Raw genomic sequence first — 23,264 nt, 5'->3', positions numbered from 1 at the left:
GTCATATCTGATGCACTAACATGAGTCATTCATTCCCGCGTTATGGGTTGATATGACTGATACTTCAGCAATTGATACGGAGCGGGTTTCTGGAGAAAAGTGGTGTAAAAACGTTTGTCGCAAAGCCGACAATTACCATACCCGACGCTAATTTTGTCTGAAATCAAACAAGCATGAATCACACTGCTTCCCATGATTCCACGGCATGTCATGCGGAATAGTTCATGCATAGCATCCCTTTGGATAATAAATAATGTCCCCAACTGATCTCAGAACATTGTGAATTTAGTGTTTTGGGGTTACCGGGTTATATAGCGCAAAGGATGGCACTTATGGGACAAGTTGATGTGATCGCAGATGGTTCAATTCCGTCCATGTTTAATGCTCAGGCTTTTGAGCAAATCGTTGCAAACGCGCCGGTGGCTATCAGTATTACCGACGACACCGGAAAGATACTTTTCGTCAATCAAACCTTCATTGAGATTACCGGTTATAGTCTGAACGAACTGATCGGGCATAACGCTTCACTCCTCTCGTATAAAGCGACACCTCAATCAGTTTACGAGAGTCTGTGGTCAACCATTACTGCCGGGAAACACTGGCAGGGACAGCTGGTCAACCGCAAGAAAAACGGTGAAGCCTATATCGCTGAAATCTCCATTTCTCGTCTGGACCACTTTCAGGGAAAAACCTGTTACTACGCGATTCATAAAGATATCAGCGAGCGTCACCAGTTGATTACCCATCAGAAAAATCAGTTTGCCATGTTCCAGTCAGTTCTCAATGCAGCGCCGATAGCCATTGCATTGATCGATGAAAACGATCATCTGTTGTTCAGCAATCAGAAATTTACCCGGATCGAACAAAGTATCGGTCAGTCTCCGGTAACGGCTTTACTGAATTGCCTGCATAGTGACTATGGACATGAGTCGCTCAATGATTTTATGGGTAGTCATGAGCAACGCTCCAAAAGTGTTTATATTCCCGATCAGGAACCCATCCGGGAACGCTGGTTCGAGTATGTGCTGGTCAAAACTCCGATTAGCGATGCCACAGTCGATACATATTTTCTTCCGGAAGATGATCACTACATGGTGATTGCGATCAGCGAGCGCACCCGGGAGAAGTTACTGGTCGAAGAGCGGCGTATCAATTCGGTGAAACTGATGGCCCGCGACAACAAATACGTCCATGCCATGCAGGAAGCGTTGATGGGCACACTGCATCAGTTGCAGGGGCCGTTCAATATGATCGAATCGGCGATCAATATTTTAAAACGCACCAATCCTTCCTGCCCCGGTCTTGTCGCAATGGATGAAGCCATGGCGAGTGCACTGGAGGCGATGCATGATATCCAGCTGGCAATTCCCGAACGCAGCAGCGAAGCATTCCAGCCGGTCAATCTGAATCAGGTAATTCGTGATGTGACGGATATCAGTACCGACGAGCTGCTCAAATCCTCAACGAAAATCGAGCTGCATCTCGCAACCCGGCTCTCAACTATCAGCGGAATGCCACACCGTTTGATTCTGGCGATCAAACAGTTGATCGACAATGCTATCGATGCCATTCAGGTGGCGAAAAGTACGGAACGTCTGATCCTGATCACTTCAGAAGAAAGCGAAGAAGAAATCAGAATTGTGGTTGAAGACAGCGGGCATGGTATTACGGAGAAACTCCGGTTTGTGATTTTTCAGCCTTTTTTCAGTACCAAGCCGAAACATCAGTCCGGCTGTCGCGGGATTGGCATGTCCATCGTCCAGCAGGTACTCAATGAACATTCTGCGACCATCACTATTGATGATGGGCAGTCACTTTCAGGGGCGCGAGTCTGTCTTTCATTTCCGCTTAACCAATGGTGATTGATTATGGCTGAAGATCTTTCTCTTCTGAATCTGGAACATCAGCTCTTGGCCTCAATGTACCGAATCTCCAGCGAGCTGAATACCAGTCTGAATTATATTGAATCATCCGATAAGATCCTGAAGGTGCTTCATAATGAATGTCAGCTGCACTGTGGTATGTTGACGATTCTGGATCGGACCCGCGATATTCTGCTGATTAAATCTGTTCACTCACCCTTGCCGAATTCAATGACGGAGCAAAAACAAGTCTCTTATAAAGTGGGTGAAGGCATCGTCGGTGAAGTGTTGCGTCAGGGCAGTTCGATTGTATTGCGCAATCTGGGCAGCGATCTGCGTTTTGCCGATAAACTGGCGCTGTACGATTATGACAAACCTTTTATCTGTGTGCCGCTCAAAGATACCAGTGCCAATGTGATTGGCGCCCTCTCCGCCCAGCCGCCGAACCTGACCGATGCCAATATCACGTTATTAACGAAGTTTCTCGACATGATTGCTAACCTGATCGCCAAAAATGTCCAGTTGGCTTATCAGGTTGAAAGTCATCAGCAGCGACTGAAAGATGAACGGGATGGTCTGCGCCGTAAAGTCCGCAATAACTATAGCTTTCGTAATCTGGTCGGCCATACCAAATCGATGCGTCAGATCTTTGAGCAGATTCGTCTGGTTTCACGCTGGGATTCGACAGTATTGCTGCGCGGTGAATCTGGTACCGGTAAGGAGCTGGTTGCCAACGCAATTCATTACAACTCTCCCCGCGCCAATCAGCCGTTTGTCAAACTGAACTGCGCTGCGATGCCGGACAATCTGCTGGAATCGGAACTATTCGGTCATGAAAAAGGCGCATTTACCGGTGCGGTAAAACAGCGTAAAGGCCGGTTTGAACTGGCTGACAGCGGCACTATTTTTCTGGATGAAATCGGTGAAACCAGTCCGGCTTTTCAGGCCAAGCTATTGCGGGTTTTGCAGGAAAAGGAGTTCGAACGGGTTGGTGGTACAGCGACAATCTCAGTCAATGTCAGGATTATCGCTGCGACGAACCGTCATCTGGAAGAAGATGTTGCCAACGGAACCTTTCGTGAAGACCTTTACTATCGGCTCAATGTGATGCCGATGTACTTACCACCTTTACGCGAACGGTTACAGGATATTCCGGAACTGGCCGAACATATGATGCAAAAGTTAAGCAAAGCACAGCAACGTAAGCTGTCTCTTAGTGATTCGGCAATCCGCTTAATGATGACTCACCAGTGGCCGGGAAATGTTCGTGAACTGGAAAATACACTGGAACGGGCATCGGTGTTGAGTGAATCCGGAGTAATCGGGGCTGATCTGATTACTTTAAATCAGGTCGATATTGGTCTAAGTCCGGGCTTGGTGTCATCTGCCCCATCACCAGTTCAGCAGGTTGCAATGCCTTCTGGTCGTCACGATTTTGTGACAACGTCACGAGAAAATATTCCGGATGAGCGGGAAAGAGTGATCGATGCTCTGGAGCGCTCCGGATGGGTAAAAGCAAAAGCCGCCCGGTTGCTGAATATGACGCCGCGACAAATTGCTTACCGGATTCAGATCATGAACATTGAGATGAAGCAGATGTGACATCAACTAGTGTCGTTGTTGTCCGTTTTATGACATTACAGTTCATGATTGTCGCTTGGGTATTTGATTAAATGTTTATAAAACAAAATGTTAATTATGGAATCTCCAAGGGAATGAAGCTTGCAGATAAGGATTAAACGGATTGATTCATCACAAGGAGGAGCGATGGAAAGTTCTCAGGCTTTGAGTATCCGGGATTCTGAATCAGGCCATCCGGTTCAGGACAAAGTTCGTCATTTTCTTGCTAAAGAAGTACAGGAGCAGATCGCCAGACATCCCTGTTATTCTCAACAGGCACATCAGTACGCACGCATTCATCTTCCGGTCGCTCCGGCCTGTAATATTCAGTGTAATTACTGTAACCGTAAATATGATTGCAGTAATGAGTCCCGCCCCGGCGTGGTCTCACAGGTGATGGAAAGCGGTGCGGCACTCCGGCAGTATATGCTGATCAAAAAACGGGCACCTAACCTGACCGTCGCCGGAATTGCCGGACCGGGTGATGCACTGGCAAATCCGCAGGCGACCTTTGCGACATTAAAGCAAATCCGGCAGTTTGACCCTGATGTTCAGCTCTGTGTCTCCACCAACGGACTGGCACTTGCAGAGCATGTTGAAACGCTGGTACAACTCGGTGTTCATCACCTGACGGTTACCATCAACTGTGTAACCGAAGAAATTGGTGAAAAAATCTATCCATGGATATTCTTCAATCATCAGCGTCTTAAAGGACGCGAAGCGGCCCGGACGCTGATTGAACGACAACTGTTGGGGCTGGAACTGGCTGCTGCCGCAGGGATGCTGGTGAAAGTTAACACGGTTTTGATCCCCGGAGTTAATGATCATCATATTGCAGATGTATCGGTACAGGTTAAGCATCGGGGTGCACTATTACATAACATCATGCCGCTGATTTCCGAACCGGAACACGGGACATACTTTGGACTAACCGGTCAGCGCGGACCAACGGAACAGGAACTGGCTACGGCCCGGAGCCTGTCCGGCATATACATGCCTCAGATGACTCACTGTCGTCAGTGCCGTGCTGATGCGGTTGGAATGCTCGGCGATTCCCCTTGCAGCAGTGCAGCCAAAGATTCTGGATCAAATCTGATTCGGGTTGCTGTCGCCAGTGATGACAGTGAAACCATTCGGGTTCATTTCGGACATGCAACAAAATTTGAAATCTACCAGTATAGTGAAACGCAACGGCAGTTTCTTTATCAGGAAAGTCGTTATATCGAGCAGTATTGTCATGGAAAAAGTGACTGTCCCGATGCCGAAGAGCAGGAATCTCAACTGCAAGCCGTTTTTGCCACTATCGCCGACTGCCTGACGGTTTTCAGCGCCCGGATGGGAATTTCACCCTGGCGTCAGGCGGAAGAACTTGGAATTCAGCCCAATGTAGATTTCGCTTATCAGCCGATTACCGAAGCATTGGCACATCTTACCCGCCAATTTAGTCATGACCAGCAGGAGAATGAAGATGAGCTTTGTCATCAGCGATAAATGTGTTGGCTGCCACGCCTGCTATATTGTTTGTCCGAACCGTGCAGTTTATCCGGATCCGGAAACTCCGGGGCAATTCCGGATTCACCCGAAACGTTGTCAGGAATGTGCTGAGAACTATCCTGATCCGCAATGTGCCAGTATTTGTCCGGTTGAGGAAGCGATTCTGGATCGCTATCAGCAGCCTTTAAATCCGGTGGGAAGTTTAATTCCCTTCCCTGACGGGAGGTGCGGATGACTCAGGATGCTATCACAGCTTACTGGCAACCGATTGTGTCCGGCTATCTGTCCGGACACACTGCTCTGCCTTTATCACTGGGGCTGACCGAAGCCGAGTATCAGGTGATTGCTGAAGCATGTGGAATGGTGGATATGTTTCCCGCTGATCTTCAGTCGTTGCAGCTCCGGGGAGAACTACTCCGGCTACGCCGGGATGAAATGAATGAACTCAGCCGGTTACTTCATGACTATTTACAACCCCAGACTCAGTTTGGTGTCCAGATGATAACTGTATTGTCCTGCGCGTGTATGGGCGGCCAGCATTTATGGCGGGATTTAGCCATGCCGGAGCGTCCCCGCTTAACTGACCTGTTCGGCTATTATTTCCCTGCCCTGCGTCAGTTGAATGTTAACAACATGCGCTGGAAGCGCTTCCTGTACCGTCAGTTGTGCGAGCGTGGCGGAGATTATGTCTGCCGGGCGCCGAGTTGTGGGGAGTGTTCGAGTTATGGGGAATGTTTTGAGGTAGCTGGTTGAGTTTTTTTATCTTTTTATATGGCTGATTTGAAGATAGTTGTATGGTGCGCAATGGGTTTGATCGATTTCTTCGGCATTGATGTTCGCGCCCCAGATACTTTTGCCTGGTCGCAAAAGTATCCCAAAAGGCCTTGGGTTTCGAGGGCGCTGACCGGGACGGTTTTTATGAGCAGTCCCTTGCTCAGAAAAACCTCAAATTTCTTCCCTGAAATTTGCCCTTGTCTGGGAATTTCTTGGATATTTTTCTGAATTTTTCTACAACAAATCCCATGATTGTGAGCGTCAATTGCATGCAAATGTTTATATTTTTAATCTATTGTTTTAGATAGAAAAATTAATTTTTCACTTGCTGAAAATCCGCATTTTTTATAGAAGTGCAATGCATCTGATTCTTTCATGGTTCTTAAGGAAATTCGTGAGATTTCATTTTGAATACAAAATAACTCAAGCTGATTAAGTAACTGTTTCCCTATACCTTTTCCAACATGAATGCCAGAGACAAACAATTGATTATCTTTCTGACGTTGAAAGATTGAATTGTGCATAGGCCCGACTGGAGATGCATACATTATTTTTATCAGGGTCTTTTGCATTGGCAAACAGATAGCCATTGCCCTTGTGTGTCGCGCCAAATTTCAAACCGTTTTTAAGCGCATGTGCTTTGAATGCTTCAACATCCGGGACAGAGAATACCAGTTTAATGCACGCTTGACCTAGTTTGACCGCAGCACCGGCTTTGTGAATCAGAATGACCTCTTGATTATCTTTTCTCAGCGAGATCAAGCGGTCTTCCCGGTGTGCATCCAGGCCAAAATGAGTTGTATAAAACTCGGCTGTCTTTTCTACATCCTTGGCATAAATAATGACGCCGGATAGTGATATGTCCATAGCTCACCTTGTTTTGTGTAATGTTTAGCTGTTGTCTTCATTTCTGGTGCAAATATAAATATGGTCTGCGTATCGTGTGCCGCCAATTTCGTAGGCATCGGGGACGATTTGATCAAGATGGAAACCACATTTGATCAGCACACGCTCAGATGCCACGTTTCCGGCGGTAACAACGGCTCTATAATGGGTAATGCCGTGATTTGTGACAGCCCAGTTCAGCAGTGCGGCAAGTGATTCCGTTCCGTATTGTTTACCATGGAATTCTGGGAGCAGCAGATAGCCGACTTCTGCAATTCCATCCTGCATACAGAAGCCTGTAATTCCGACTGCTTCGCCGGATATGTTGTCGAAAATAACCAGACATAACCAGAAGTCGCTATTGGGCTTCCACGGGTGTAAACGCGCTTCAAATTTTGCCTTGAGTTCGGCATCACTCGGTTGATCAAAGCACAGTGCTGTGACTCCGGGATCGGAATACAAGCGCACGAAAAGCGGCCAGTCATTTTCAGTAACGGGGAGCATTTTCAGGCGCTTGGTGGTGATTTTCATATTTTGGCTTCAGTTGTTATGTTGTTGTTAAACCATATCATAATTTGCTATTTGTATTTTTGTTTTATAGGTTTGTTGCATAGTTGCTTTGAAATGTAGCTATTTTGGAATGTAGGTGGTTTGGTGCGCAGAAGGTTTATTCGATTTCTTTGGCGTTGGTGAGTGCGCCCCAGACACTTTTGGCTTGGCCCCAAAAGTGTCCAAAAAGGCCTTGGGTTTCGAGGGCGCTGACCGGGGCGGTTTTTATGAGCAGTCCCTTGCTCAGAAAAACCTCAAAAATCGTCGTGATTTTTGCCCTGATTCAGTGAGATCTTTTAAATTAAGGGATTACTCTTGTTTGAAGCAGGGTAAGCCTTGTGAAGTTCGCCATCGTTTGACCTCAGCAACAATGCCTTCCGGAGAATCATCCTGACCATCTTTAGGATTAAAAATCACACCGTTACCATATGGATGCTGTGTGATTTCTTCAAAGTAATCCGTCAGTTCACGAATATGTTTGCCAAACTGCTCACCTGATAAGTTATGTTTGTTATCAAAAAATTCAGACATTAAGTCTAAAAATTCCGACTCTGTATACTCATCAAGGCTTTGTTTTTTTTGAAATAACATTATTTATTCCTGTGAATATTTATATGATTTTTAGGAGTGTTAACTCTCATATTATCTACATCATATACAGCACCGCCATGCTGTATCTCTTCAACGTGATGTATTTCATAAGTTTTTCTTCCACCCGCCTGATCTTCTGGAACTGAATAAGGTGCATTACCCATTCTAATTAGAGTTTGGTTGGAACGACTAAATTGAGACATTAAGCTTTTATCTTCACTCACCGTAAGCCAGAATGCTTCCCGGAACTCATCAAAACTACTGAACTCTCGTCCTCGAAGCTTATCCGCGATTTGCGACGGCACTGGTGAGCCTAACTCTTTTCCGGCGGCTTCCAGCCACTGGCCTGTTATATCTTCACCGGTTCCGGTGACAACTCCTGCTTCATTTCGGGGGCTTTCCTTGTAGACGACATATAACGGCGGTAATCCGGTGTCTGCCGGGAAGGTCAGGATGTAATCTTTTAAGCCCGCGTCCTGAATCGGGGTGATGTAAGTTTTCTCAAACGCTTTCCCCTGCTCGGCTTGCGGATGAATCCAGATATCTGATTTTTCCACATCCGGGATTGGATTGACAAGGATCGGTTTTCCGCCGAAATCCCCGCTAATCGGTATCCATTCAATCGAGATGCCCGGCTCTAAATCTACGGTGAACTTGTCACCATACTGAACAACCTCCCGTTTTGGGACTTTATCACCGTCAACATGATAACCATAAACCTGACCGTTATCGTCAATGCCTAAACGGATATTGGTTTTGACTGTGTTCTTTTGGCGGATCTCTGATTCATCGTACAAGGTTCCGTCTGCTAACGGACTGGGAACAAGCATTCCCAAAGTCACTGCTGCGGCTGCCGGAGCCAGACCAACCAGCCGTACTGCCATTCCTTCAATCTCAGCCAGAGCCTGACCGGCCACGCGGGATAAACCCGCTTCTGCGATGCCATTGTTTAGCACTGCTGTGTAAGCAGCGTACTGACCGACAGAGGACAGAGTTTCGCGTTGAATACCGATATTGCAGGTACCGGAAGGAACTAAAGGTGATTTGGCAAAGACTTTTTCCGGTGTTTGTGTCGCCTCACGATTAATGACGGGTTGTTCCGGCGGAGTTGTCGGGAGTGGTTTTCGAGCGACAATATCCTGATAACCTTGCATTACAGCAAGTGTGTTGTCATTTTCCCAGCCATCGAATGCCATTGTGCCGCAAATCAAGTGTTCCTGTTGTATTCCCTGATAACGAAGGGAAATTGTCTCACTCATTTCCTTTCCGGACGACAGTATTGAATGCGGCGACTCCGAACTGATCCCGGAGATCACCGCTTTTTGTAAGGCGACAGAATAAAACTTTTCGTTGTAGCCCTTTTCATTGGTGCGGTAGAAATCAATGGTGCCTTCAAGATATTCCTGTCGGGCAAAAGCCATTGCCAGCAGAGGTGAAGACTTATCAATCGATTTGGTAATGCGAATGGCATCGTGGCTCAGGCTATGTTGATGCGGATCTTTGTACATGGAAAAGTCACAGGCCAGAACCGTGATTTGGTCAGTATGATTTTCCTGATAGCGGTTTGCCATTGAATCTTTGGTATTGCAGCCACCGGAAATCAGCCCTTGTTTTGCACCTCTGAGTGTGATGTAGGCGGTATGCGCCATTGTTGGGTTGCTCCTTTTGTGTTCATGTGAGTTTATATTTGTTCGCAATATACAGGATTGATGCATTTAATTACATATAAATTTGAGGTAGTTTAATGAGGTTTATCTGCGGTGGGTTGTTATTCGGTGTCGTTGTGTGGTGCGCGATGGGTTTGCTCGATCTCTTTGGCATTGATACAAGCGCCCCAGATACTTTTGGCTTGGCCCAAAAAGGCCTTAAGTTTCGAGTGCGCTGGCCGGGGCGGTTTTTATGGGCCGTCCCTTGCCCAGAAAAACCTCAAAAATCGTCGTGATTTTTGCCCTGCTTCTTTAACTCTTCCACAATCATTCTTCTTCTGAAGTCATGATAAAATTAGGTAGGAAGCTGATTGTGTATTTTACACTTTTAACCAAACCAATTCAGAATCCACTCTGGGGTATCAAATACAAGTGAATAAGCACCAACTGGAGCTGTTACTATAAGGAAAAGTGGAAAAATACCAATTAAAAACATCATGAAACTTTTCAGTTGAATTGCAACCCATAACCAATATATTCCCCCAATACCAAGCAACAAATAAATAGCAAAGAAACCTAATTGAATACCCGAACCAATAACAATAAGAAAACCACTACCAACATCACTTAGTGGGTTGTCATTTTCTTTCTTGATAAATGCCAATATGCATAAAGAAGCGATTATTGATATGGGAGCTTGGATTACACCAAGAAGAAATGCAGTTATTACAGAACAGCCAATAAACCAAAAAAATCTCTTGTCCGGGTAGGCTCTTTTAGTGAGCCAAACCGTAAAAAGTACCGTCAAGGAAAATGTGCCCAATATTATGATCATTGCAATCTGATTTCTGTCCATTATCGGTACCTTATCAATAAAGATTTATATCTTGAGTGCTAATGTCGACTTAAGATGCCAAACAACACTATAAATGGCTTTCTGCACTACATTAACCTGGGATTTCTGGATGTTTTTATGGTGTGTTTCTTTTTAATTATTACTACCATGTCAGGTAAGCTTTCCCTACACCTGAACTTTTAGTGCCAATAAAAAGTTTTTTATGATCATCAATATATAAGTTTGCTACTGGATCACTACTAAACTCTCCTTCAACCTTTAATGGGCGAAGTAAGGCTCGGAATTCTGCTTTATTATTTCCCTGTGACAAGTTGTATTCCATACCATTAGTTAACAGGCTACGAATCAAAACATTATCGGTATTGAGTTGAATTTCTCCCTTATATTCTGGGTTATTATGATAATAAATCTTCACTTCAAACCCATGGTTCAACCTAGAGTTTAGTATCTTAACTGTATTTTGAAGCTTATCTATTCTTGAATGGGTCAGTGCCACCTGCTCTGACTGTTGAAAGGCAATTTTCTGGTACTGTTTTGTGGCTGACTGGAGTTTTTCATTGTTCTGCCGTTGCAGATCTTCGACTTGCCGCACCAATGCATAGGATTCATTTTTTAGATTAATTAAGATATTAGAATCAATGACATAATTCTTATTAAATGCATCCTGTGTGGTTGCAACATAGCGGCCTTCTTTGAGATTCTGATTAATATAGTTCTGCTGTTTTAGTTGTTCTACAACATTAGGAACCACGGCCCTTTCTACAAAAATATCGAAAAACAGAAAGCTGCTTCCTGTCAGAATAATGGTTGGCAGAATGCCTGCTAATACACCTTTCCAAAAATCGTTCATGATAAAAACTCTAGCTTCTGCATGTTAGCTTTAAGTTAAGTACCTAACCCCGTTGGGGATATGACGCTTTTATAATTTAAAAGCCAGATAAATCACTTACATCCGGCTTTTATTATTAAACAATGTGTATAGTGTAGACGGTCATAAAAAGTTTCGCTTAATCCTCGCGCAGAAACTCCTCTTCAGAGACAGTGATCAGGTTATGTAGAAAAATCAGTACATGCCATAGTTCACAGTAATTAGTGTTTGCTTCGGTACATGCTCCCTGCAAGGTAATCAGATATTCACGCGCAGTATGATGTAGATGAAGATCGTGAATGGTGGATTCAGCTTGATCAGTAAGATTCTGGTTTTCGGACTGATGGTGAGGATTTGTCATTGAGACCTCCGGAAGTTATATCTGTATAAACGATGTACCACACAAAGGTTCCAATCTTCGGGTGGTAAGCTAGGTAAGGTTGGAACTACCGCACTTCCGGGACGGCCAGCCTTAGGCTGCCTCGCCTAGCTCACCATGATTCAGGTGCGCTAAGGCTACACATAAAATTATTTCTACACAAGGTAGACATTTATGTGCCAGAAGTTTCTCGTCGGGGTTCCAATCCCGTGACTGGATTTTTGCCAGTGGTGACAAGGTAAACGCAGTAAGGCTTGGTGGCGAGTTGCGCTGTGCTGGACTGCATGATGAATCGGAGAAAACCATACTTTGGGAACATTGTCTCTTACACGCTTATGCGAGTGATTTCACGGTTTAGCATCAGTTTTCAAAACGTTAGTGATTTGAACGGATTGATGTGTTTATGATGGTGTGTTGGTCGTTATGTCATTGGAGGATAAATGAAACATCAGGGTAAACTGTTCTTCTTCTGTGGGAAGATGGGCGCGGGAAAATCGACAATGTCTAAAATCGTAGCTCATGAGAATGATGCGGTACTTATCTCAGAAGATGAGTGGTTATCTGTTCATTATCCCGATCAGATTCAGACATTTGATGATTACATTGAACTTTCTGGCCGCATTAAACCGTTTATCAAATCTCATGTTCAGAATATCTTAAAAGTGGGAACCAATGTGGTGATGGATTTTCCGGCCAATACTATCAACCAAAGGACTTGGTTTATTTCTCTGTGCTCGGAGCTGGGCTGTGAACATGAGTTAATTTATCTCAACCTCAGTGACAGCCAGTGTTTATCTCAAATCGAGCAGCGTCGGATTCAACAGCCGGAACGCGCTCACTTCGATACCGAAGCTGTTTTTCACCATGTGACGCAGTATTTTGAATCTCCGAATGATGAAGAAAACTTGAATATAGTTTGCGTTGAAAAAACAGCTCATACCTGACCTACTTTTTATCAGAAGTCAGATCATGTATGAGTTACTGTTCTGATTTTGGCCAATATGATTTTCTCTCAGGCGATTATTCGGCCCTCAAGCGTTTTACCAGTTTGGCAACTCTTGACCCTAAGTATTTTGCTGATGCGATATCAATTTCGTCGGCTATTGAATCCGTTGACTGGGCAACGACGCCAAGCTGGCAACCTAACCGGTTTAGCCCGAAGTCCCGATAACCATGAGCGGCATCTAAGCCAACCCAATACATACCGTGCTGGCTAGCTAATGTACTCATATACTGAAGACTACTCGATTGATCACCATTTAGTGCGCTACCACATGTAAAACCAGCAGCAACTTTGTCAGCCCATTGCTGTTCAGACCAATATTCACTACTCGCATCCGCAAAGGCTTTAAATTGTGCAGAAACGCCTCCCATGTATGTTGGAGAACCCATGATGATTGCGTCGCACCCAAGAAGAGATTCGAATAGAACAGAATTTTCAAATCTTCCTTCAACTATTTCTCTGCCCTGAATGCGATGCTCTACAGCCCGGACATCTTCATGTTCCTCTATTCCTGAAATAACAGCCTGTGCCAGCTGACCGGTTACATCTGTTTTGGTGAAATATATAACTGCAATTTTAAACAACGCATCACTCCTTGACTGTTTCGAATTTAGCTATATGAGAAATATGATGTTTCATTCAATCAAATCAATATTTGTCTAATTTATCAACATACTGTCAGATAGGCTATCAGTAAATATGTGTCTGCGTTGTATTCATTCTTATCATCTGGTCTGTAAAAATTACATAATTCTCACCAATTCAATACCAACTTAGTTCATCAATCAGCTCATACAGTTTATCCAGCTCGATCAGGGTTCGGGCTTCTTCCATCACTGCGGTCTCGGCAATTCCGGCGGCCAACAGAGCTTCTGTCGGATCTGAGAGATCTTTCAGCCGGGTGACTTTTACCGCTTCGGGACCGGAGTAGAATTTGAGCGGATTGCTGTCGAACATCTGCTTATCGAACTGTAAACCAGTCCACAGTTGAAGCTCTGTGGTGGTGATTCTGAAATTTCTGAGCTGGATACGTTGTTTAGCCTTTTTGGTTTTCAGGGTATCGATATCCTGAAAGAAGAGATAAGCTGCGGTGATCAGTTCGCCGGAGTTAGCATCAACATAAGTGATGGTTTTCCAGAATCCGGAAGGAATCCGGACTGGATCAAATCCCGGACCTTTGGTAAAGAAACGATCACAAAGTGTGAAAACCGGGCCGGTCATGATATTCAGTCTGTTCTCTTTCGCCATATTGAAGTTAGCGACCGCGAGTTCAGGAACGCGCCATTCGTCTTCGTTAAAGTTCTCGTGTTGCATACAGGCATTGGTAAAAGCACAACTATCGTTACTGGCGGCCAGAGCGGTACTGTAATCGCCCCAGGTGACGGCGGTACGGCGGGTTAAGTGTCCGCGATCCCACGGTGTGCCGGTATAAGCATCATTGATAATCTGATGCTCTTTGCCAACCCGATCATCGATAAACCACTTTCTTCCTTTGGCACCAGAAATGGTTTGCTGCTTGCTGTTATCAACATTGGCTGCTGAACACAAAGCCTGTTTCGTCGATTTACTCATGAGTAATGAATAGTGAATATAGGGAACAACCACCTTCCCTTCCGGTAATCCGGGTGGTTGGAGTATGTCGCCCTGCACTGCCAGATTCGGTGTGGGCATTTCAATGAAAAAACCGGGCAGGAAGTCGTTGGTATAGCCGCTACGCATGGTGCTTTCTCCTACTTGAATTGATTTACCGGACCAGGTGTAGATGCTATCTCGTCCGGTAGATCATTAACGTTTGCGCGGACAGTTCATAATCTGAAAATTAGTAGTAAAACAGATACCGAACTCATGGTTGGTTTGATCGAGCCAGGTGTTTGCCAGTGCAGGATTATTGGCTTTCATCCATCTTACCGCTTGTCTTGCGTCAAGACTGGCAGAAGGCAGCACGAACTGACTACGCAGAGCTTTGACTTGTTGAAAATACGCCTGAGCCGAGTCGAAATCACAGGCTCCGTGTTTTTCCCACTCATGCTGCAATAGTGATGTGCCGGGGCTCATGCACAGATAAGGTTTGATGTCTGTCAGCTTCAGCTTAGGTAAATCGCCCTGACAATATTGCGGATGTCCATTGTTGTTACCTGACTGGTATGCCTGTCGGTTTTCACCCCACAAGCCGTGTACAACCCATTGAAAGTGGTTGTATTTTGTGCTGGGTGACTGGCATTGAAAAGGAACATCATTTTCTTGATGTTTGCTGCGTTTATAATCACAAAAAGAAGGAGAGTTCGAAAAGCGGAGTAAAAAGAAATCGGTTTTGATATCCCGGATCTGTTCCGGATGTGTGTCATAGTTCTTGTATAGCCACGCATCTTTGATAACACATTCATCAACCTGTGGAATCTGAGCTGCATTCAAACCATAGGCAGAAAGTAATAACAGTAAAACCGCAAACTTTTTCATGGTGACGCCCTTGTTCATGTAGGTTCATATCGATAATAACCATAGCCTGACTTGGACGACTTTACCATGAAGACTAGAATGCTTTGCTATCTAAGACTACGTTGTCTGTATTAACTTTTCATGAAAGTTTCATCGTCATGATTAGAGTAGATTTTCATCATAATCAGGAGAAAAGTGTTTGAGTGGTTCCATATGCTGATGAAGAATACGCAGAATGAAAATATTCGGAGATTGGTAAGAATAGAAAATGGCATGTTTCTGATGGTCATGGCGACGGATGTGATCAGCAATTTCAGGGCACTCATATCCCATCAAAGGATTTAACGCTAAAGTTTGTAGTGCATTGTGCATACTTTCTGTGTAGCTATCGGCCTGTTTGACACCAAAATTCAGTAAGGTGTACTCGAAAATGTGCCCGAAATCTTTTGCGGCAAGATTTGAGAGTCTATACATTGTGTTTCTGTTTTATGCTTGCTGCAATCTCATGAAGAGACAATTCACATTCCCCACTGTTTTCACCAGCTTCTATTATATTTTTTAATGCGGCTGTTTGTTTTTCCTGTCGTTCCAGCAAACGCAATGCTGAGCGAACGACTTCACTGGTTGAACCATAACGGCCTGAAGCTATCAACTGACGGACAAATTCATCCAGTTGTGGACCGATTGTAACGCTTGTGGTACGAGATCTTTCAGTAGATGACATTGTGTGATGTTCTATTGTGTGAATAGTTAACACAATACTAAGAACTTTGAGAGTAAAATGCAAAATCAACATAAACTTCTTAAGTCAGTTTGGCTCATTGACTCAGAATAATGTAAGAAAAATTAATGCCGAGCAGTTGGTTAGAATTCTGAGCTGCACGTCGGAGAAAACCGTTTTTTAAGTTATCGTTTCTCACTACTCTGTGCGAGTGATTTCACTTTTTTTGCCGGTCAGACTTGGTGATTAATTGAAACTCTAATCCTGAATGTTTGTTACGGATATTGTAGCGGGTTGGGAATCTGTCAAAAAAGTCAGACAGGTTTTTCAAACCGTAATTACGCGGATCAAAATCCGATTTCAAGCGTTTCAGGTAACTTCTGGCCTCTCCTAGCTTTGCCCAGCCCGATTCGTTTTTGTAACGTTGCCAGGCCTGATGCATGAGCCGCCATAATTCACGCTCACTTTCCTGAGTCTCACTCGGTTGTGTTTCGTTCAATTCTGTATCATCTCTCAAATCTCCACCTAAGTTCTCAAGTGCAATAAAATCATTGCAGGCATTTTTAAATGACGTGGGCGTTGTCAAACGACCGACTCCGATGACATGAATTTCTGATTCTCTCAACCTTGTGGCAAGACTGGTAAAATCGCTGTCGCTTGAAATCAGGGCAAATGTATCAAACCTCCGGGTATAAAGCAGATCCATCGCATCGATAATCATTAATGAGTCGGTTGAGTTTTTCCCTAAGGTATAGGCAAATTGCTGTCTGGCCTGAATAGCCAGTTCATTTAATGGTTGTTTCCAGTTTTTCAGTTGTTCAGCAGAAAAATCTCCATATGCCCGTTTCACAATAATTTGCCCGAAACCTGATAATTCTTCGATGATTGAATTGAGCTTTGTGTGAGGTGTATTTTCTGAGTCAATCAGAACGGCAATTCTCTTATTCCCCATATCTCATCTCCGAAAGGCACTCATTCAATGGTAGTGATATCCCCAGACAACCTCAAGGTTCAGGATTCAGAAACGAACATGAGCGATAATCCCTACTTCATCGTCATGGGTATAAGGTAATACAGAGACCTGAGTCAATGAGTAACCCATTTCTGTGACTGCATACTGAATTCCGATAGCTAATACTGCCCCGGCACCCACGTCATACCAGGAGTGTTTATGGCTTTCGACTCTTGAGTGTGCGACAAATGCAGCAACACCATAAGCAGGCAGACCATATTCGAGACCATAACGAAAATGTAAATATGCTGCTCCCTGCGTGACTGCCGAAACATGTCCGGAAGGAAAAGAATCAAAACCACTGCCATTTGGTCTTCTTTCATGCGTTAAGGCTTTAAGAGTATGTGTGGCGGCAGCAGTGTATAACGCACCTTCCACAAGCTGATAAAATCCCTCGGTATCATCTTTCCAGAGTGATATGACACCGGCAGTGAGCGGCACTGTAATTTCAGCAATATCTCCGGTATGTGTAAGTTGTCCACCTGCGCGGACCAAGTTCGGTGTGGTAAGAAAAAATAGAAAGGTTAAAGAAAACAAGAAGAAACGAACCATATTATTCATATTCTATCTGCCATGCATTATTGATGACTCTTTACATAAGGCATATGACAGAATTAGGGGGAACGCCATATTGATAATCAACATTATTGAAGAAATCAGACATGAGTAGCGAATCAGTTAGTTGCTGAACATATTAGAGATGATACATATCATCTAATATGCTCATCATCTGAATCCGAGTCATCAGGCAGATTTCCTGAAGCTTTCGGTGCCTGCAACACCGTGATGTAACCACCAGCCACTTTAAATTTTATTCCTTCAGCATGGAGTTTTTTGATAAACATCTCCATTGCTTCCGGATTAGCAATCATCCACTCTGGAGCCTTCCATTTTGCCGGAATGCCACCATGAGTCCCGGCAGACGTGAGTTGAATACCATGCTTTTCCCCGATGACTTGATTAAATATGGCATGAGCCCAGTGACAAAAAGCACAGTCTTCCAGAACACCGGAAATATGCTGCTGTCTGATCCGTCTTCGAGGCATCCTTTGATCTCGGCCACCGATTCCTGAAGCGATTTCATCCTGTAGTCGCATTTCTCCGTGAACAACCTCGCGACTTTCTCCTTCACCACGGCCAAAGTCAATGCTTCGAGGGTTAACGATGGCCGCCTGAACTGCTGCCATCGTTGTCATATCTGTGATGCCCGGAGGATGGTATTTTCCCGCTGCCTGCCCCTGTAATTTTCTCTTCATTTTGTCTCTTTTCTTCACAGCCCATTTTGGGCCGCCATATTTTTCTCCCGCCACAAATGAAGTGAATTCTTTGCCCCAGTCACGATCTTGTGGTATTTCCCGATCCCCTAAATTACCTCGCATATGTAATCGTCCGCCAATGAGTGTTGCGGCAAGGTGTGGAGGATATTCACTTCGGTGTAATGATTCCATCATCGGAATCCAGAAAGCCCGGGACAAACGATCCATTGCTCTGGATTCAGGTGTTCTCATATGAGGAACCCGTTCACCCACCCGCGTTTCTAATGATGGTGGATGATTTTGCATGAAACCAATGTCTCCGTTGGATTCTGCGCCGATCTGAATCGCATCTTCACGAACATAAACACCTTCCGGCATTCGATGAGGGCCAACTTGCAATACCCGATACCATCGGTAAATGTGTGTTCCTCTTTCTTCATCCTCATGGGCAAACCGTTCCTGATTAGGGCCTCGTCGTGAACGTTTGGCTCCATTGGTTTCGATAATCAGTTGTTGTCCGTGCACAATCTCTCCGGGTAACTCCGTACCCCTGAAAATTGATTTACCTTCCATTTTGACTAAATGACTAATCCCGTTGACTGTCGCAGGTATTGGTTCTCTTTGAACGACAGCCCCAGCGCTGCCCGGGATCGAATGTACTTTCCGCTGTTGTACTGCCGGCGTACTTTTTAATGATTCACGAGTAGTCAGGGCATCAGCTATTTCCGGACGATTATCGACAAGCCCGGTTATTTTATTGCCCACTCTTTGAGTAACAGGTAGATATATAGCCTGACGATGATTTGATTGTGATTTTTTGTCCTGTTGGGTATACATATGCGATTCCCTTGCTCATGGGGCAAACAGCCAGACCACTTCCAACTCTGCCAATATGATCAATACTGTGTTTACTCAGTTTTATTACCAGATTTTTTGTCATGTAGAGTGAAGCCTTTTTTAATTCAGGTCCGGCAATGTTTAATCGGTCCGCATATACCTTTCATCGGATTATTCAGTTGATCGTCCGAATGAGTATATATACCGGATTGAGCTGGTTTTCTGTTTTTAATTATTTCAAGTATAGGCAGAGTTGGAAAATTGGTTTAATTCGCAGGTTTCAGCCGGTTCAATTTTTTTCCTGACTTTCCTGATATTTCAACGCACACGCCTTGCAAATACATGCTTTCATTTTTGCTTCCGGCGGAACCATAGCTCTCAACCCTTCAGGGAAGCGGATGTTGGGATCATTACACCAGCATGATTTAGTGACATCCCGGGTTGACAGATTTAGGCAGGCATTTGGCTGGCCGCATAATGGGCATACCAGTGGGTTGATTTGTTTGATGTTCTGACTCACGACATGGCTCCTGACTACTGTAATGAATGGCCTCAACCATGAATGTAACGGAGTAAAATAAAGTGAGTCAACTTTACTTCTTACTCTCTGCCAATAGATGCCTAAAAGCTGAATGAAAGGTTAAAGCCGTAATAGTCTTCACTAATTACAGGCAGCAGGCTTAGATTTGAGATGCCGTATCCCATTTCTGAAATCGAATACTGGATGCCTCCGGCAAGGATCATACTGGCGATAACATCATGCCAGTAGTGATACTCACCATCGACACGAGAATAAGCGACCACAGCCGTTGCCGCATAGGCCGGGGCAGCATAATCCAGCCCATAGCGCAGATGCAAATATACCGAACCTTGCATTGCCGCAGAGACATGTGCAGAAGGAAAACTCCGATCGTTTTCTCCATTTGGCCGCTCTTCTTTGACGGTCTCTTTTAAAACTGTGGTTGCAACCGAAGTCCAGATCGCACCCTCGACAAGCTGGGCCAGACCTTGTGTGTCTCCTTTGGTTATTGAAATGATCCCCGCAGTGATTGGAATGCCTACATGCAGATAATCTCCGGCCCGGGTCAGATCATCGCCAGCATTAGCCTGAGGCAGGTTCAGAAGACTTAATATTATCCCTGCGGCCAGAATGGTATAACGCCCTTTCCGGTTAACTGCCTTCTGAGCCCGTTCTGTATACTTGCTAAAGTTTGTATGTCTGGTAAAAAAGTTATGATGAAGAAAATCATTAATAATAAAATCATTGGTCACAAATCGCTTGCCAACAAAATCGCCGGCAAGATAGAAACTCTTACACATACGTGTAAATCTCCCCATTTTTTTACATCTTCTTTTATTTTTATTATTTGTAATGAATGACTACTTAAGTATAGGTAGGAGTAATGTTATTAATAAAACAGATAACGATTACAAATAGTGACTCAATGTTAGGCAATGTGACTGATAGCAAGAACTCTCTGAAGAGTTCTCATCTGTTTATTGAATTTATGCTTTGAGGATCAGGTTAAAAGGAAAGTCGGTAAATGAAGAGATCTAAATTGTTGGATGATCCAGCCATATCTTTAATCAGTTATGGCTGGTTGAGGTATTAACTACTCATCACCATTAACTGACGTAGCCACTGTTTTTGCAAATATTGCCGGGCCCGTTGTTCATGCTTCTGTTGTAAAAACGGATAAGCTTCTTCGAATGTTGCTATGCGGGCGGGACGATGCTGGTGATAACGAACCAGATGAAATCCCAGTTCGGTTTCAACCGGTGAACTGACCATTTCTGTCGGCAGTATCTGAAGTGCAGAAACCACCTGCGGATAGAGTTTACCTTCTTCACACCAGCCCAGATAACCGTTGGACAGCGCACTCGGACACTCTGAATACTTCAGGGCCAGTGTTTCAAAAGCGGAGACATCACATTGCTCTTTCACTTCCCGGATGCGTTGCAAAGCTGCCGGGCGGTGATTTTCTACAAACTGTTCATTGATGGTAATCAGGATCTGACTCATTTCCCAGCTACTGTTCCGGGAAAACTCCTGCTGATGATCATGAAAATAAGCCAATGCTTTATCTTTATCTAATACCGGAACATCCTGAGATATGAATGACATCACCTTCTCACAGGCAATCTCATGACTGAGCGCTTGTTTTAACTGAGATTCATCAAGGTGCTGCCGATGCAGTGCGATGTGAAACTCATCAACGGAAGCATAGCCGGCAACACACTGGGCAAAAGCAGACTCGACTTCCTGCGGTGTGACTTCAATCTGCTCTGCTTCACGGCTGTGTAATATTGCATTTTGTATGTGACTGACCCGCTTGACCAGGCGATCTACCTGAAGGCGTTGCTGCTCAGAGAGCAACTGAGGATTCAGATTGAATAAATCAGTGGCGACCTTTGCGGTCAGATAGTGTTTCTGATATGGATAGTGTTTTTGATACGTCTGCATCACACGTTTTCCCCTCTGTCGTTGCGGTGATTAAAGTGCGGTTGAAGACAATGGCTCAAGCACGCTGGCATCTAACCGCACATAATGTGGTCCGAATTTAATTTCATACGCCAGTGAGCCATCTTTCAGGTTGCGATGAACCCGGTAGACCTCGATAACATCCCCTTTATTCGCCAGACGTTTGTCAAACATCTGTAAACTGTATTTCAGTTTTGCTTTATCCTGAGAACGGAACAAACACGGTACCCATGCCAGCGTTGCATCAATAACTTCGGAGTCTCTGACGCCAATCACACGGTTAAGCTGTGGAATAAACACCTGATAGATCAACTGAGTTTGCAGAAAGTAGCCATAACTCCGGACTATACCGATGGTTCCTGCCGGGATCAGCAGTTCCCCTTTTTCCAGATCATGAATACTGCCGTCATTACGGATTGAACGGATGACCCGCACTTCACTGCCCGGAGCAAATTTTTCCATCAGGTTATCCTTCATTACAGTCAGGAGAATCATAAAAAGAGTCACAGGGACTATTGCATTGCAGGCAGTGGCTGGCATTGAACAATGGCTCACGTCCCAGACTGATCTGCTGATAAGCGAGCAGTAATGCCCGGCGATAATCGTCAAAACCGGGTTCTGCTGTCTGACTCAGTAGCTTGTGGAACAGACGGAGCAACTGAACATGTTTACGCTGGACCAGTACATCGTCATAGCCGATCGCAAAGTAATGCAGAATGTCTTCAGCTGTTTCAAGCATTGCCAGATCTGAGCGAAAATCATCTTGCCGGTTCATTGCAGCATTCCTCCGTTTTCCGGAGTCATACTGCCCGGTACATATCCGCTTCCCAGATAAGGCGCGGCAATGGTCAGCAGATCATCCGGACTGGGAATACATTTTTTGGCTTCCGACCAGATCCGCAGTTCATGACGGATCGACTGGCACTGCGTTTCTGTCAGCAGAATCCCCATCTCCCGGTAGATTTGAGCGATCGCCCGGAGCCCAGAATGTTTGCCCAGAACCAGCCGGTGTTGTCGTCCGATCAGCGTCGGAGAAAAGCCCTGATAGTTACGAACATCTTTGAGCAGACCATCGACATGGATTCCCGATTCATGGGTAAACACGATTTCACCGGTGATAGCTTTGTGCTGTGATAACGGGCGTCCGGAAACCAGATGAACATAGTGACAAAGATTAGGTAACTGGCATAAATCGATACCTGTGACTGACTGTTGTAAAACATCCAGAGCGACGGCGACTTCTTCAAGTGCAGCATTCCCTGCCCGTTCTCCCAGCCCATTGATCGATGTATTAACGGAATTCGCTCCGGCGCGGATCGCTGCCAGTGAATTTGCGGTTGCCAGTCCCAGATCATTGTGTGCATGCATTTCAATTTCTAGTGTGGTTTGTTGCCGCAGCTGACTGATTTTCTGATAAGTTGAAAAAGGATCGAGAATTCCCATCGTATCGGCAAAGCGCAATCGCTGAGCACCACAACGGGCAGCAATTTCGGCGACACGGTACAGAAGTTCGTCTTCAGCCCGTGATGCGTCTTCCATCCCCAGACAGACTTTCAACCCGGCATCTAAAGCTTGTTTGATTACCCGTTCACACTGCTGAAGCAGGATTTCTACGGAAGTATTCAGTTTGTGGTGAATCATCTGGGCTGAAACCGGAATGGAAAGATCAACCCAGTCCAGCCCTAATCCACAGGCACTCCGGACATCCTGTGCCAGCATCCGGCACCAGGCCATGGTACGGGACGACGAAAGCGAGGCGCAGATCAGGCGAATCGTTTCCTGCTCTAGTTCCCCCATCGCAGGAATACCGACTTCGATCTCAGGAATACCGGCAGCCTCAAGTAACAGTGCTATCTGTATTTTTTCTTCCGCGGTAAATGCCAGCCCCGGGCTTTGTTCGCCGTCCCGTAACGTGGTGTCGTTGATCAGTACCGACGGGCACTGTAATGAGTTCAACGCCATATGAATATCCTCATGCTGATACACAATTTCA

At 45.0% G+C, this 23,264-nt stretch carries 28 protein-coding genes; 6 read left to right on the top strand and 22 right to left on the bottom strand.

Translation table 11 applies throughout. The features are described 5' to 3' along the window. Nucleotides 1–332 precede the first annotated feature (332 nt). From nifL to OCU74_RS08360, 5 genes are all read left to right on the top strand, one after another. A complete protein-coding gene (gene nifL / locus OCU74_RS08380; RefSeq protein ID WP_087479290.1) occupies nt 333–1,862 on the top strand; it encodes a nitrogen fixation negative regulator NifL in 1,530 nt (509 codons plus the stop codon). Nucleotides 1,863–1,868: 6 nt separating this feature from the next. After that, a complete protein-coding gene (gene nifA / locus OCU74_RS08375; RefSeq protein ID WP_087479289.1) occupies nt 1,869–3,464 on the top strand; it encodes a nif-specific transcriptional activator NifA in 1,596 nt (531 codons plus the stop codon). A 165-nt stretch (nt 3,465–3,629) separates the two neighbouring features. Continuing rightward, nucleotides 3,630–4,973 carry a nitrogenase cofactor biosynthesis protein NifB gene (gene nifB / locus OCU74_RS08370; RefSeq protein WP_087479288.1) on the top strand — a complete coding sequence of 448 codons (1,344 nt, stop codon included), beginning with the start codon at nt 3,630–3,632 and terminating at the stop codon, nt 4,971–4,973. Then, the gene (locus tag OCU74_RS08365; protein WP_087479287.1) at nt 4,951–5,211 is read left to right on the top strand and encodes a 4Fe-4S dicluster domain-containing protein; all 261 of its coding nucleotides are present in this window, start codon (nt 4,951–4,953) and stop codon (nt 5,209–5,211) included. Before nifB ends, OCU74_RS08365 begins: the two co-directional genes overlap by 23 nt. Further along, complete coding sequence (locus tag OCU74_RS08360; protein ID WP_087479286.1) at nt 5,208–5,729, top strand: nitrogen fixation protein NifQ; 522 nt, start codon at nt 5,208–5,210, stop codon at nt 5,727–5,729. The genes OCU74_RS08365 and OCU74_RS08360 overlap by 4 nt, the downstream gene beginning before the upstream one ends. A gap of 308 nt (nt 5,730–6,037) precedes the next feature. Here OCU74_RS08360 and OCU74_RS22090 read toward each other — a convergent pair whose 3' ends face one another. The 8 genes from OCU74_RS22090 to OCU74_RS08325 all read right to left on the bottom strand — a co-directional run bounded on the left by OCU74_RS22090 (nt 6,038) and on the right by OCU74_RS08325 (nt 11,506). Further along, on the bottom strand, nt 6,038–6,274 hold the full coding sequence (locus OCU74_RS22090) for a GNAT family N-acetyltransferase (RefSeq protein WP_159457375.1): 237 nt from the start codon (nt 6,272–6,274) through the stop codon (nt 6,038–6,040). Next, nucleotides 6,240–6,617 carry a VOC family protein gene (locus OCU74_RS08355; protein ID WP_087479284.1) on the bottom strand — a complete coding sequence of 126 codons (378 nt, stop codon included), beginning with the start codon at nt 6,615–6,617 and terminating at the stop codon, nt 6,240–6,242. Before OCU74_RS08355 ends, OCU74_RS22090 begins: the two co-directional genes overlap by 35 nt. Nucleotides 6,618–6,641: 24 nt before the next feature. After that, nucleotides 6,642–7,166: a GNAT family N-acetyltransferase gene (locus tag OCU74_RS08350; protein WP_087479283.1), complete on the bottom strand. Its 525-nt coding sequence runs from the start codon at nt 7,164–7,166 to the stop codon at nt 6,642–6,644. 327 nt (nt 7,167–7,493) lie between these two features. Beyond that, the gene (locus tag OCU74_RS08345; RefSeq protein WP_087479282.1) at nt 7,494–7,775 is read right to left on the bottom strand and encodes a bacteriocin immunity protein; all 282 of its coding nucleotides are present in this window, start codon (nt 7,773–7,775) and stop codon (nt 7,494–7,496) included. Continuing rightward, entirely contained in the window at nt 7,775–9,424 is a 1,650-nt protein-coding gene (gene tssD, locus OCU74_RS08340) for a type VI secretion system tube protein TssD (protein WP_159457374.1), read from the bottom strand. The genes OCU74_RS08345 and tssD overlap by 1 nt, the downstream gene beginning before the upstream one ends. A 385-nt stretch (nt 9,425–9,809) precedes the next feature. Continuing rightward, on the bottom strand, nt 9,810–10,277 hold the full coding sequence (locus OCU74_RS08335) for a hypothetical protein (RefSeq protein WP_087479280.1): 468 nt from the start codon (nt 10,275–10,277) through the stop codon (nt 9,810–9,812). Nucleotides 10,278–10,419: 142 nt separating this feature from the next. Next, entirely contained in the window at nt 10,420–11,127 is a 708-nt protein-coding gene (locus tag OCU74_RS08330; protein WP_087479279.1) for a hypothetical protein, read from the bottom strand. A 157-nt stretch (nt 11,128–11,284) separates the two neighbouring features. Next, nucleotides 11,285–11,506, bottom strand: coding sequence for a hypothetical protein (locus tag OCU74_RS08325; protein WP_087479278.1), 222 nt, complete (start codon nt 11,504–11,506; stop codon nt 11,285–11,287). Between the two features lie 458 nt (nt 11,507–11,964). Between OCU74_RS08325 and OCU74_RS08320 the strand changes: the two genes are divergently transcribed. Next, nucleotides 11,965–12,468 carry an AAA family ATPase gene (locus OCU74_RS08320; protein ID WP_087479277.1) on the top strand — a complete coding sequence of 168 codons (504 nt, stop codon included), beginning with the start codon at nt 11,965–11,967 and terminating at the stop codon, nt 12,466–12,468. Nucleotides 12,469–12,544: 76 nt separating this feature from the next. On the opposite strand, the gene OCU74_RS08315 is transcribed toward OCU74_RS08320, so the two are convergent. The 14 genes from OCU74_RS08315 to nifV all read right to left on the bottom strand — a co-directional run bounded on the left by OCU74_RS08315 (nt 12,545) and on the right by nifV (nt 23,233). Next, complete coding sequence (locus OCU74_RS08315) at nt 12,545–13,111, bottom strand: flavodoxin family protein (protein ID WP_087479276.1); 567 nt, start codon at nt 13,109–13,111, stop codon at nt 12,545–12,547. A gap of 178 nt (nt 13,112–13,289) precedes the next feature. After that, a complete protein-coding gene (locus OCU74_RS08310; protein WP_087479275.1) occupies nt 13,290–14,246 on the bottom strand; it encodes a DNA/RNA non-specific endonuclease in 957 nt (318 codons plus the stop codon). 66 nt (nt 14,247–14,312) lie between these two features. Beyond that, the gene (locus OCU74_RS08305; protein WP_159457373.1) at nt 14,313–14,984 is read right to left on the bottom strand and encodes a ribonuclease T2 family protein; all 672 of its coding nucleotides are present in this window, start codon (nt 14,982–14,984) and stop codon (nt 14,313–14,315) included. A gap of 141 nt (nt 14,985–15,125) precedes the next feature. After that, nucleotides 15,126–15,437 carry a type II toxin-antitoxin system RelE/ParE family toxin gene (locus OCU74_RS08300; protein WP_087479273.1) on the bottom strand — a complete coding sequence of 104 codons (312 nt, stop codon included), beginning with the start codon at nt 15,435–15,437 and terminating at the stop codon, nt 15,126–15,128. Then, entirely contained in the window at nt 15,430–15,687 is a 258-nt protein-coding gene (locus tag OCU74_RS08295; protein WP_087479272.1) for a type II toxin-antitoxin system ParD family antitoxin, read from the bottom strand. Before OCU74_RS08295 ends, OCU74_RS08300 begins: the two co-directional genes overlap by 8 nt. 214 nt (nt 15,688–15,901) lie before the next feature. Further along, nucleotides 15,902–16,636 (bottom strand): NYN domain-containing protein, encoded by a 735-nt coding sequence (locus OCU74_RS08290; RefSeq protein WP_087479271.1) that lies wholly within the window; start codon nt 16,634–16,636, stop codon nt 15,902–15,904. A 66-nt stretch (nt 16,637–16,702) separates the two neighbouring features. Further along, nucleotides 16,703–17,257 carry a phosphatase PAP2 family protein gene (locus OCU74_RS08285; protein ID WP_234993518.1) on the bottom strand — a complete coding sequence of 185 codons (555 nt, stop codon included), beginning with the start codon at nt 17,255–17,257 and terminating at the stop codon, nt 16,703–16,705. A gap of 149 nt (nt 17,258–17,406) precedes the next feature. Then, complete coding sequence (locus tag OCU74_RS08280; protein ID WP_087479270.1) at nt 17,407–18,789, bottom strand: hypothetical protein; 1,383 nt, start codon at nt 18,787–18,789, stop codon at nt 17,407–17,409. 289 nt (nt 18,790–19,078) lie between these two features. Then, entirely contained in the window at nt 19,079–19,309 is a 231-nt protein-coding gene (locus tag OCU74_RS08275; protein WP_087479269.1) for a cysteine-rich CWC family protein, read from the bottom strand. Nucleotides 19,310–19,410: 101 nt separating this feature from the next. Beyond that, on the bottom strand, nt 19,411–20,109 hold the full coding sequence (locus OCU74_RS08270; protein ID WP_087479268.1) for a phosphatase PAP2 family protein: 699 nt from the start codon (nt 20,107–20,109) through the stop codon (nt 19,411–19,413). 289 nt (nt 20,110–20,398) lie between these two features. Further along, complete coding sequence (locus tag OCU74_RS08265; RefSeq protein WP_087479267.1) at nt 20,399–21,253, bottom strand: peptidylprolyl isomerase; 855 nt, start codon at nt 21,251–21,253, stop codon at nt 20,399–20,401. Between the two features lie 30 nt (nt 21,254–21,283). Next, nucleotides 21,284–21,733 carry a nitrogen fixation protein NifZ gene (locus OCU74_RS08260; protein WP_087479266.1) on the bottom strand — a complete coding sequence of 150 codons (450 nt, stop codon included), beginning with the start codon at nt 21,731–21,733 and terminating at the stop codon, nt 21,284–21,286. Between the two features lie 4 nt (nt 21,734–21,737). Then, nucleotides 21,738–22,046 carry a nitrogenase-stabilizing/protective protein NifW gene (locus OCU74_RS08255; protein WP_087479265.1) on the bottom strand — a complete coding sequence of 103 codons (309 nt, stop codon included), beginning with the start codon at nt 22,044–22,046 and terminating at the stop codon, nt 21,738–21,740. Beyond that, nucleotides 22,043–23,233: a homocitrate synthase gene (nifV, locus tag OCU74_RS08250; protein WP_087480076.1), complete on the bottom strand. Its 1,191-nt coding sequence runs from the start codon at nt 23,231–23,233 to the stop codon at nt 22,043–22,045. Before nifV ends, OCU74_RS08255 begins: the two co-directional genes overlap by 4 nt. Nucleotides 23,234–23,264 lie beyond the last annotated feature (31 nt).

The organism is Vibrio mangrovi, from assembly GCF_024346955.1.
GTDB classification, from domain to species: domain Bacteria; phylum Pseudomonadota; class Gammaproteobacteria; order Enterobacterales; family Vibrionaceae; genus Vibrio; species Vibrio mangrovi.
Note: the sequence above shows the minus strand (reverse complement) of the source record. Positions and strands in the feature narration are given on the sequence as shown.

Bases quoted from the DNA above. Each gene is read 5' to 3' on its own strand.
- OCU74_RS08265 (WP_087479267.1), bottom strand. From the start codon at position 21,253: ATGCAGACGTATCAAAAACACTATCCATATCAGAAACACTATCTGACC.
- OCU74_RS08300 (WP_087479273.1), bottom strand. From the start codon at position 15,437: ATGTATAGACTCTCAAATCTTGCCGCAAAAGATTTCGGGCACATTTTC.
- OCU74_RS08365 (WP_087479287.1), top strand. From the start codon at position 4,951: ATGAGCTTTGTCATCAGCGATAAATGTGTTGGCTGCCACGCCTGCTAT.
- tssD (WP_159457374.1), bottom strand. From the start codon at position 9,424: ATGGCGCATACCGCCTACATCACACTCAGAGGTGCAAAACAAGGGCTG.
- nifL (WP_087479290.1), top strand. From the start codon at position 333: ATGGGACAAGTTGATGTGATCGCAGATGGTTCAATTCCGTCCATGTTT.
- OCU74_RS08330 (WP_087479279.1), bottom strand. From the start codon at position 11,127: ATGAACGATTTTTGGAAAGGTGTATTAGCAGGCATTCTGCCAACCATT.
- OCU74_RS08320 (WP_087479277.1), top strand. From the start codon at position 11,965: ATGAAACATCAGGGTAAACTGTTCTTCTTCTGTGGGAAGATGGGCGCG.
- OCU74_RS08280 (WP_087479270.1), bottom strand. From the start codon at position 18,789: ATGTATACCCAACAGGACAAAAAATCACAATCAAATCATCGTCAGGCT.
- OCU74_RS08350 (WP_087479283.1), bottom strand. From the start codon at position 7,166: ATGAAAATCACCACCAAGCGCCTGAAAATGCTCCCCGTTACTGAAAAT.
- OCU74_RS08360 (WP_087479286.1), top strand. From the start codon at position 5,208: ATGACTCAGGATGCTATCACAGCTTACTGGCAACCGATTGTGTCCGGC.
- OCU74_RS22090 (WP_159457375.1), bottom strand. From the start codon at position 6,274: ATGCACAATTCAATCTTTCAACGTCAGAAAGATAATCAATTGTTTGTC.
- nifB (WP_087479288.1), top strand. From the start codon at position 3,630: ATGGAAAGTTCTCAGGCTTTGAGTATCCGGGATTCTGAATCAGGCCAT.
- OCU74_RS08295 (WP_087479272.1), bottom strand. From the start codon at position 15,687: ATGTCATCTACTGAAAGATCTCGTACCACAAGCGTTACAATCGGTCCA.
- nifV (WP_087480076.1), bottom strand. From the start codon at position 23,233: ATGGCGTTGAACTCATTACAGTGCCCGTCGGTACTGATCAACGACACC.
- OCU74_RS08255 (WP_087479265.1), bottom strand. From the start codon at position 22,046: ATGAACCGGCAAGATGATTTTCGCTCAGATCTGGCAATGCTTGAAACA.
- OCU74_RS08290 (WP_087479271.1), bottom strand. From the start codon at position 16,636: ATGGGGAATAAGAGAATTGCCGTTCTGATTGACTCAGAAAATACACCT.
- OCU74_RS08325 (WP_087479278.1), bottom strand. From the start codon at position 11,506: ATGACAAATCCTCACCATCAGTCCGAAAACCAGAATCTTACTGATCAA.
- OCU74_RS08270 (WP_087479268.1), bottom strand. From the start codon at position 20,109: ATGTGTAAGAGTTTCTATCTTGCCGGCGATTTTGTTGGCAAGCGATTT.
- OCU74_RS08345 (WP_087479282.1), bottom strand. From the start codon at position 7,775: ATGTTATTTCAAAAAAAACAAAGCCTTGATGAGTATACAGAGTCGGAA.
- OCU74_RS08260 (WP_087479266.1), bottom strand. From the start codon at position 21,733: ATGGAAAAATTTGCTCCGGGCAGTGAAGTGCGGGTCATCCGTTCAATC.
- nifA (WP_087479289.1), top strand. From the start codon at position 1,869: ATGGCTGAAGATCTTTCTCTTCTGAATCTGGAACATCAGCTCTTGGCC.
- OCU74_RS08335 (WP_087479280.1), bottom strand. From the start codon at position 10,277: ATGGACAGAAATCAGATTGCAATGATCATAATATTGGGCACATTTTCC.
- OCU74_RS08305 (WP_159457373.1), bottom strand. From the start codon at position 14,984: ATGAAAAAGTTTGCGGTTTTACTGTTATTACTTTCTGCCTATGGTTTG.
- OCU74_RS08355 (WP_087479284.1), bottom strand. From the start codon at position 6,617: ATGGACATATCACTATCCGGCGTCATTATTTATGCCAAGGATGTAGAA.
- OCU74_RS08285 (WP_234993518.1), bottom strand. From the start codon at position 17,257: ATGAATAATATGGTTCGTTTCTTCTTGTTTTCTTTAACCTTTCTATTT.
- OCU74_RS08310 (WP_087479275.1), bottom strand. From the start codon at position 14,246: ATGCGTAGCGGCTATACCAACGACTTCCTGCCCGGTTTTTTCATTGAA.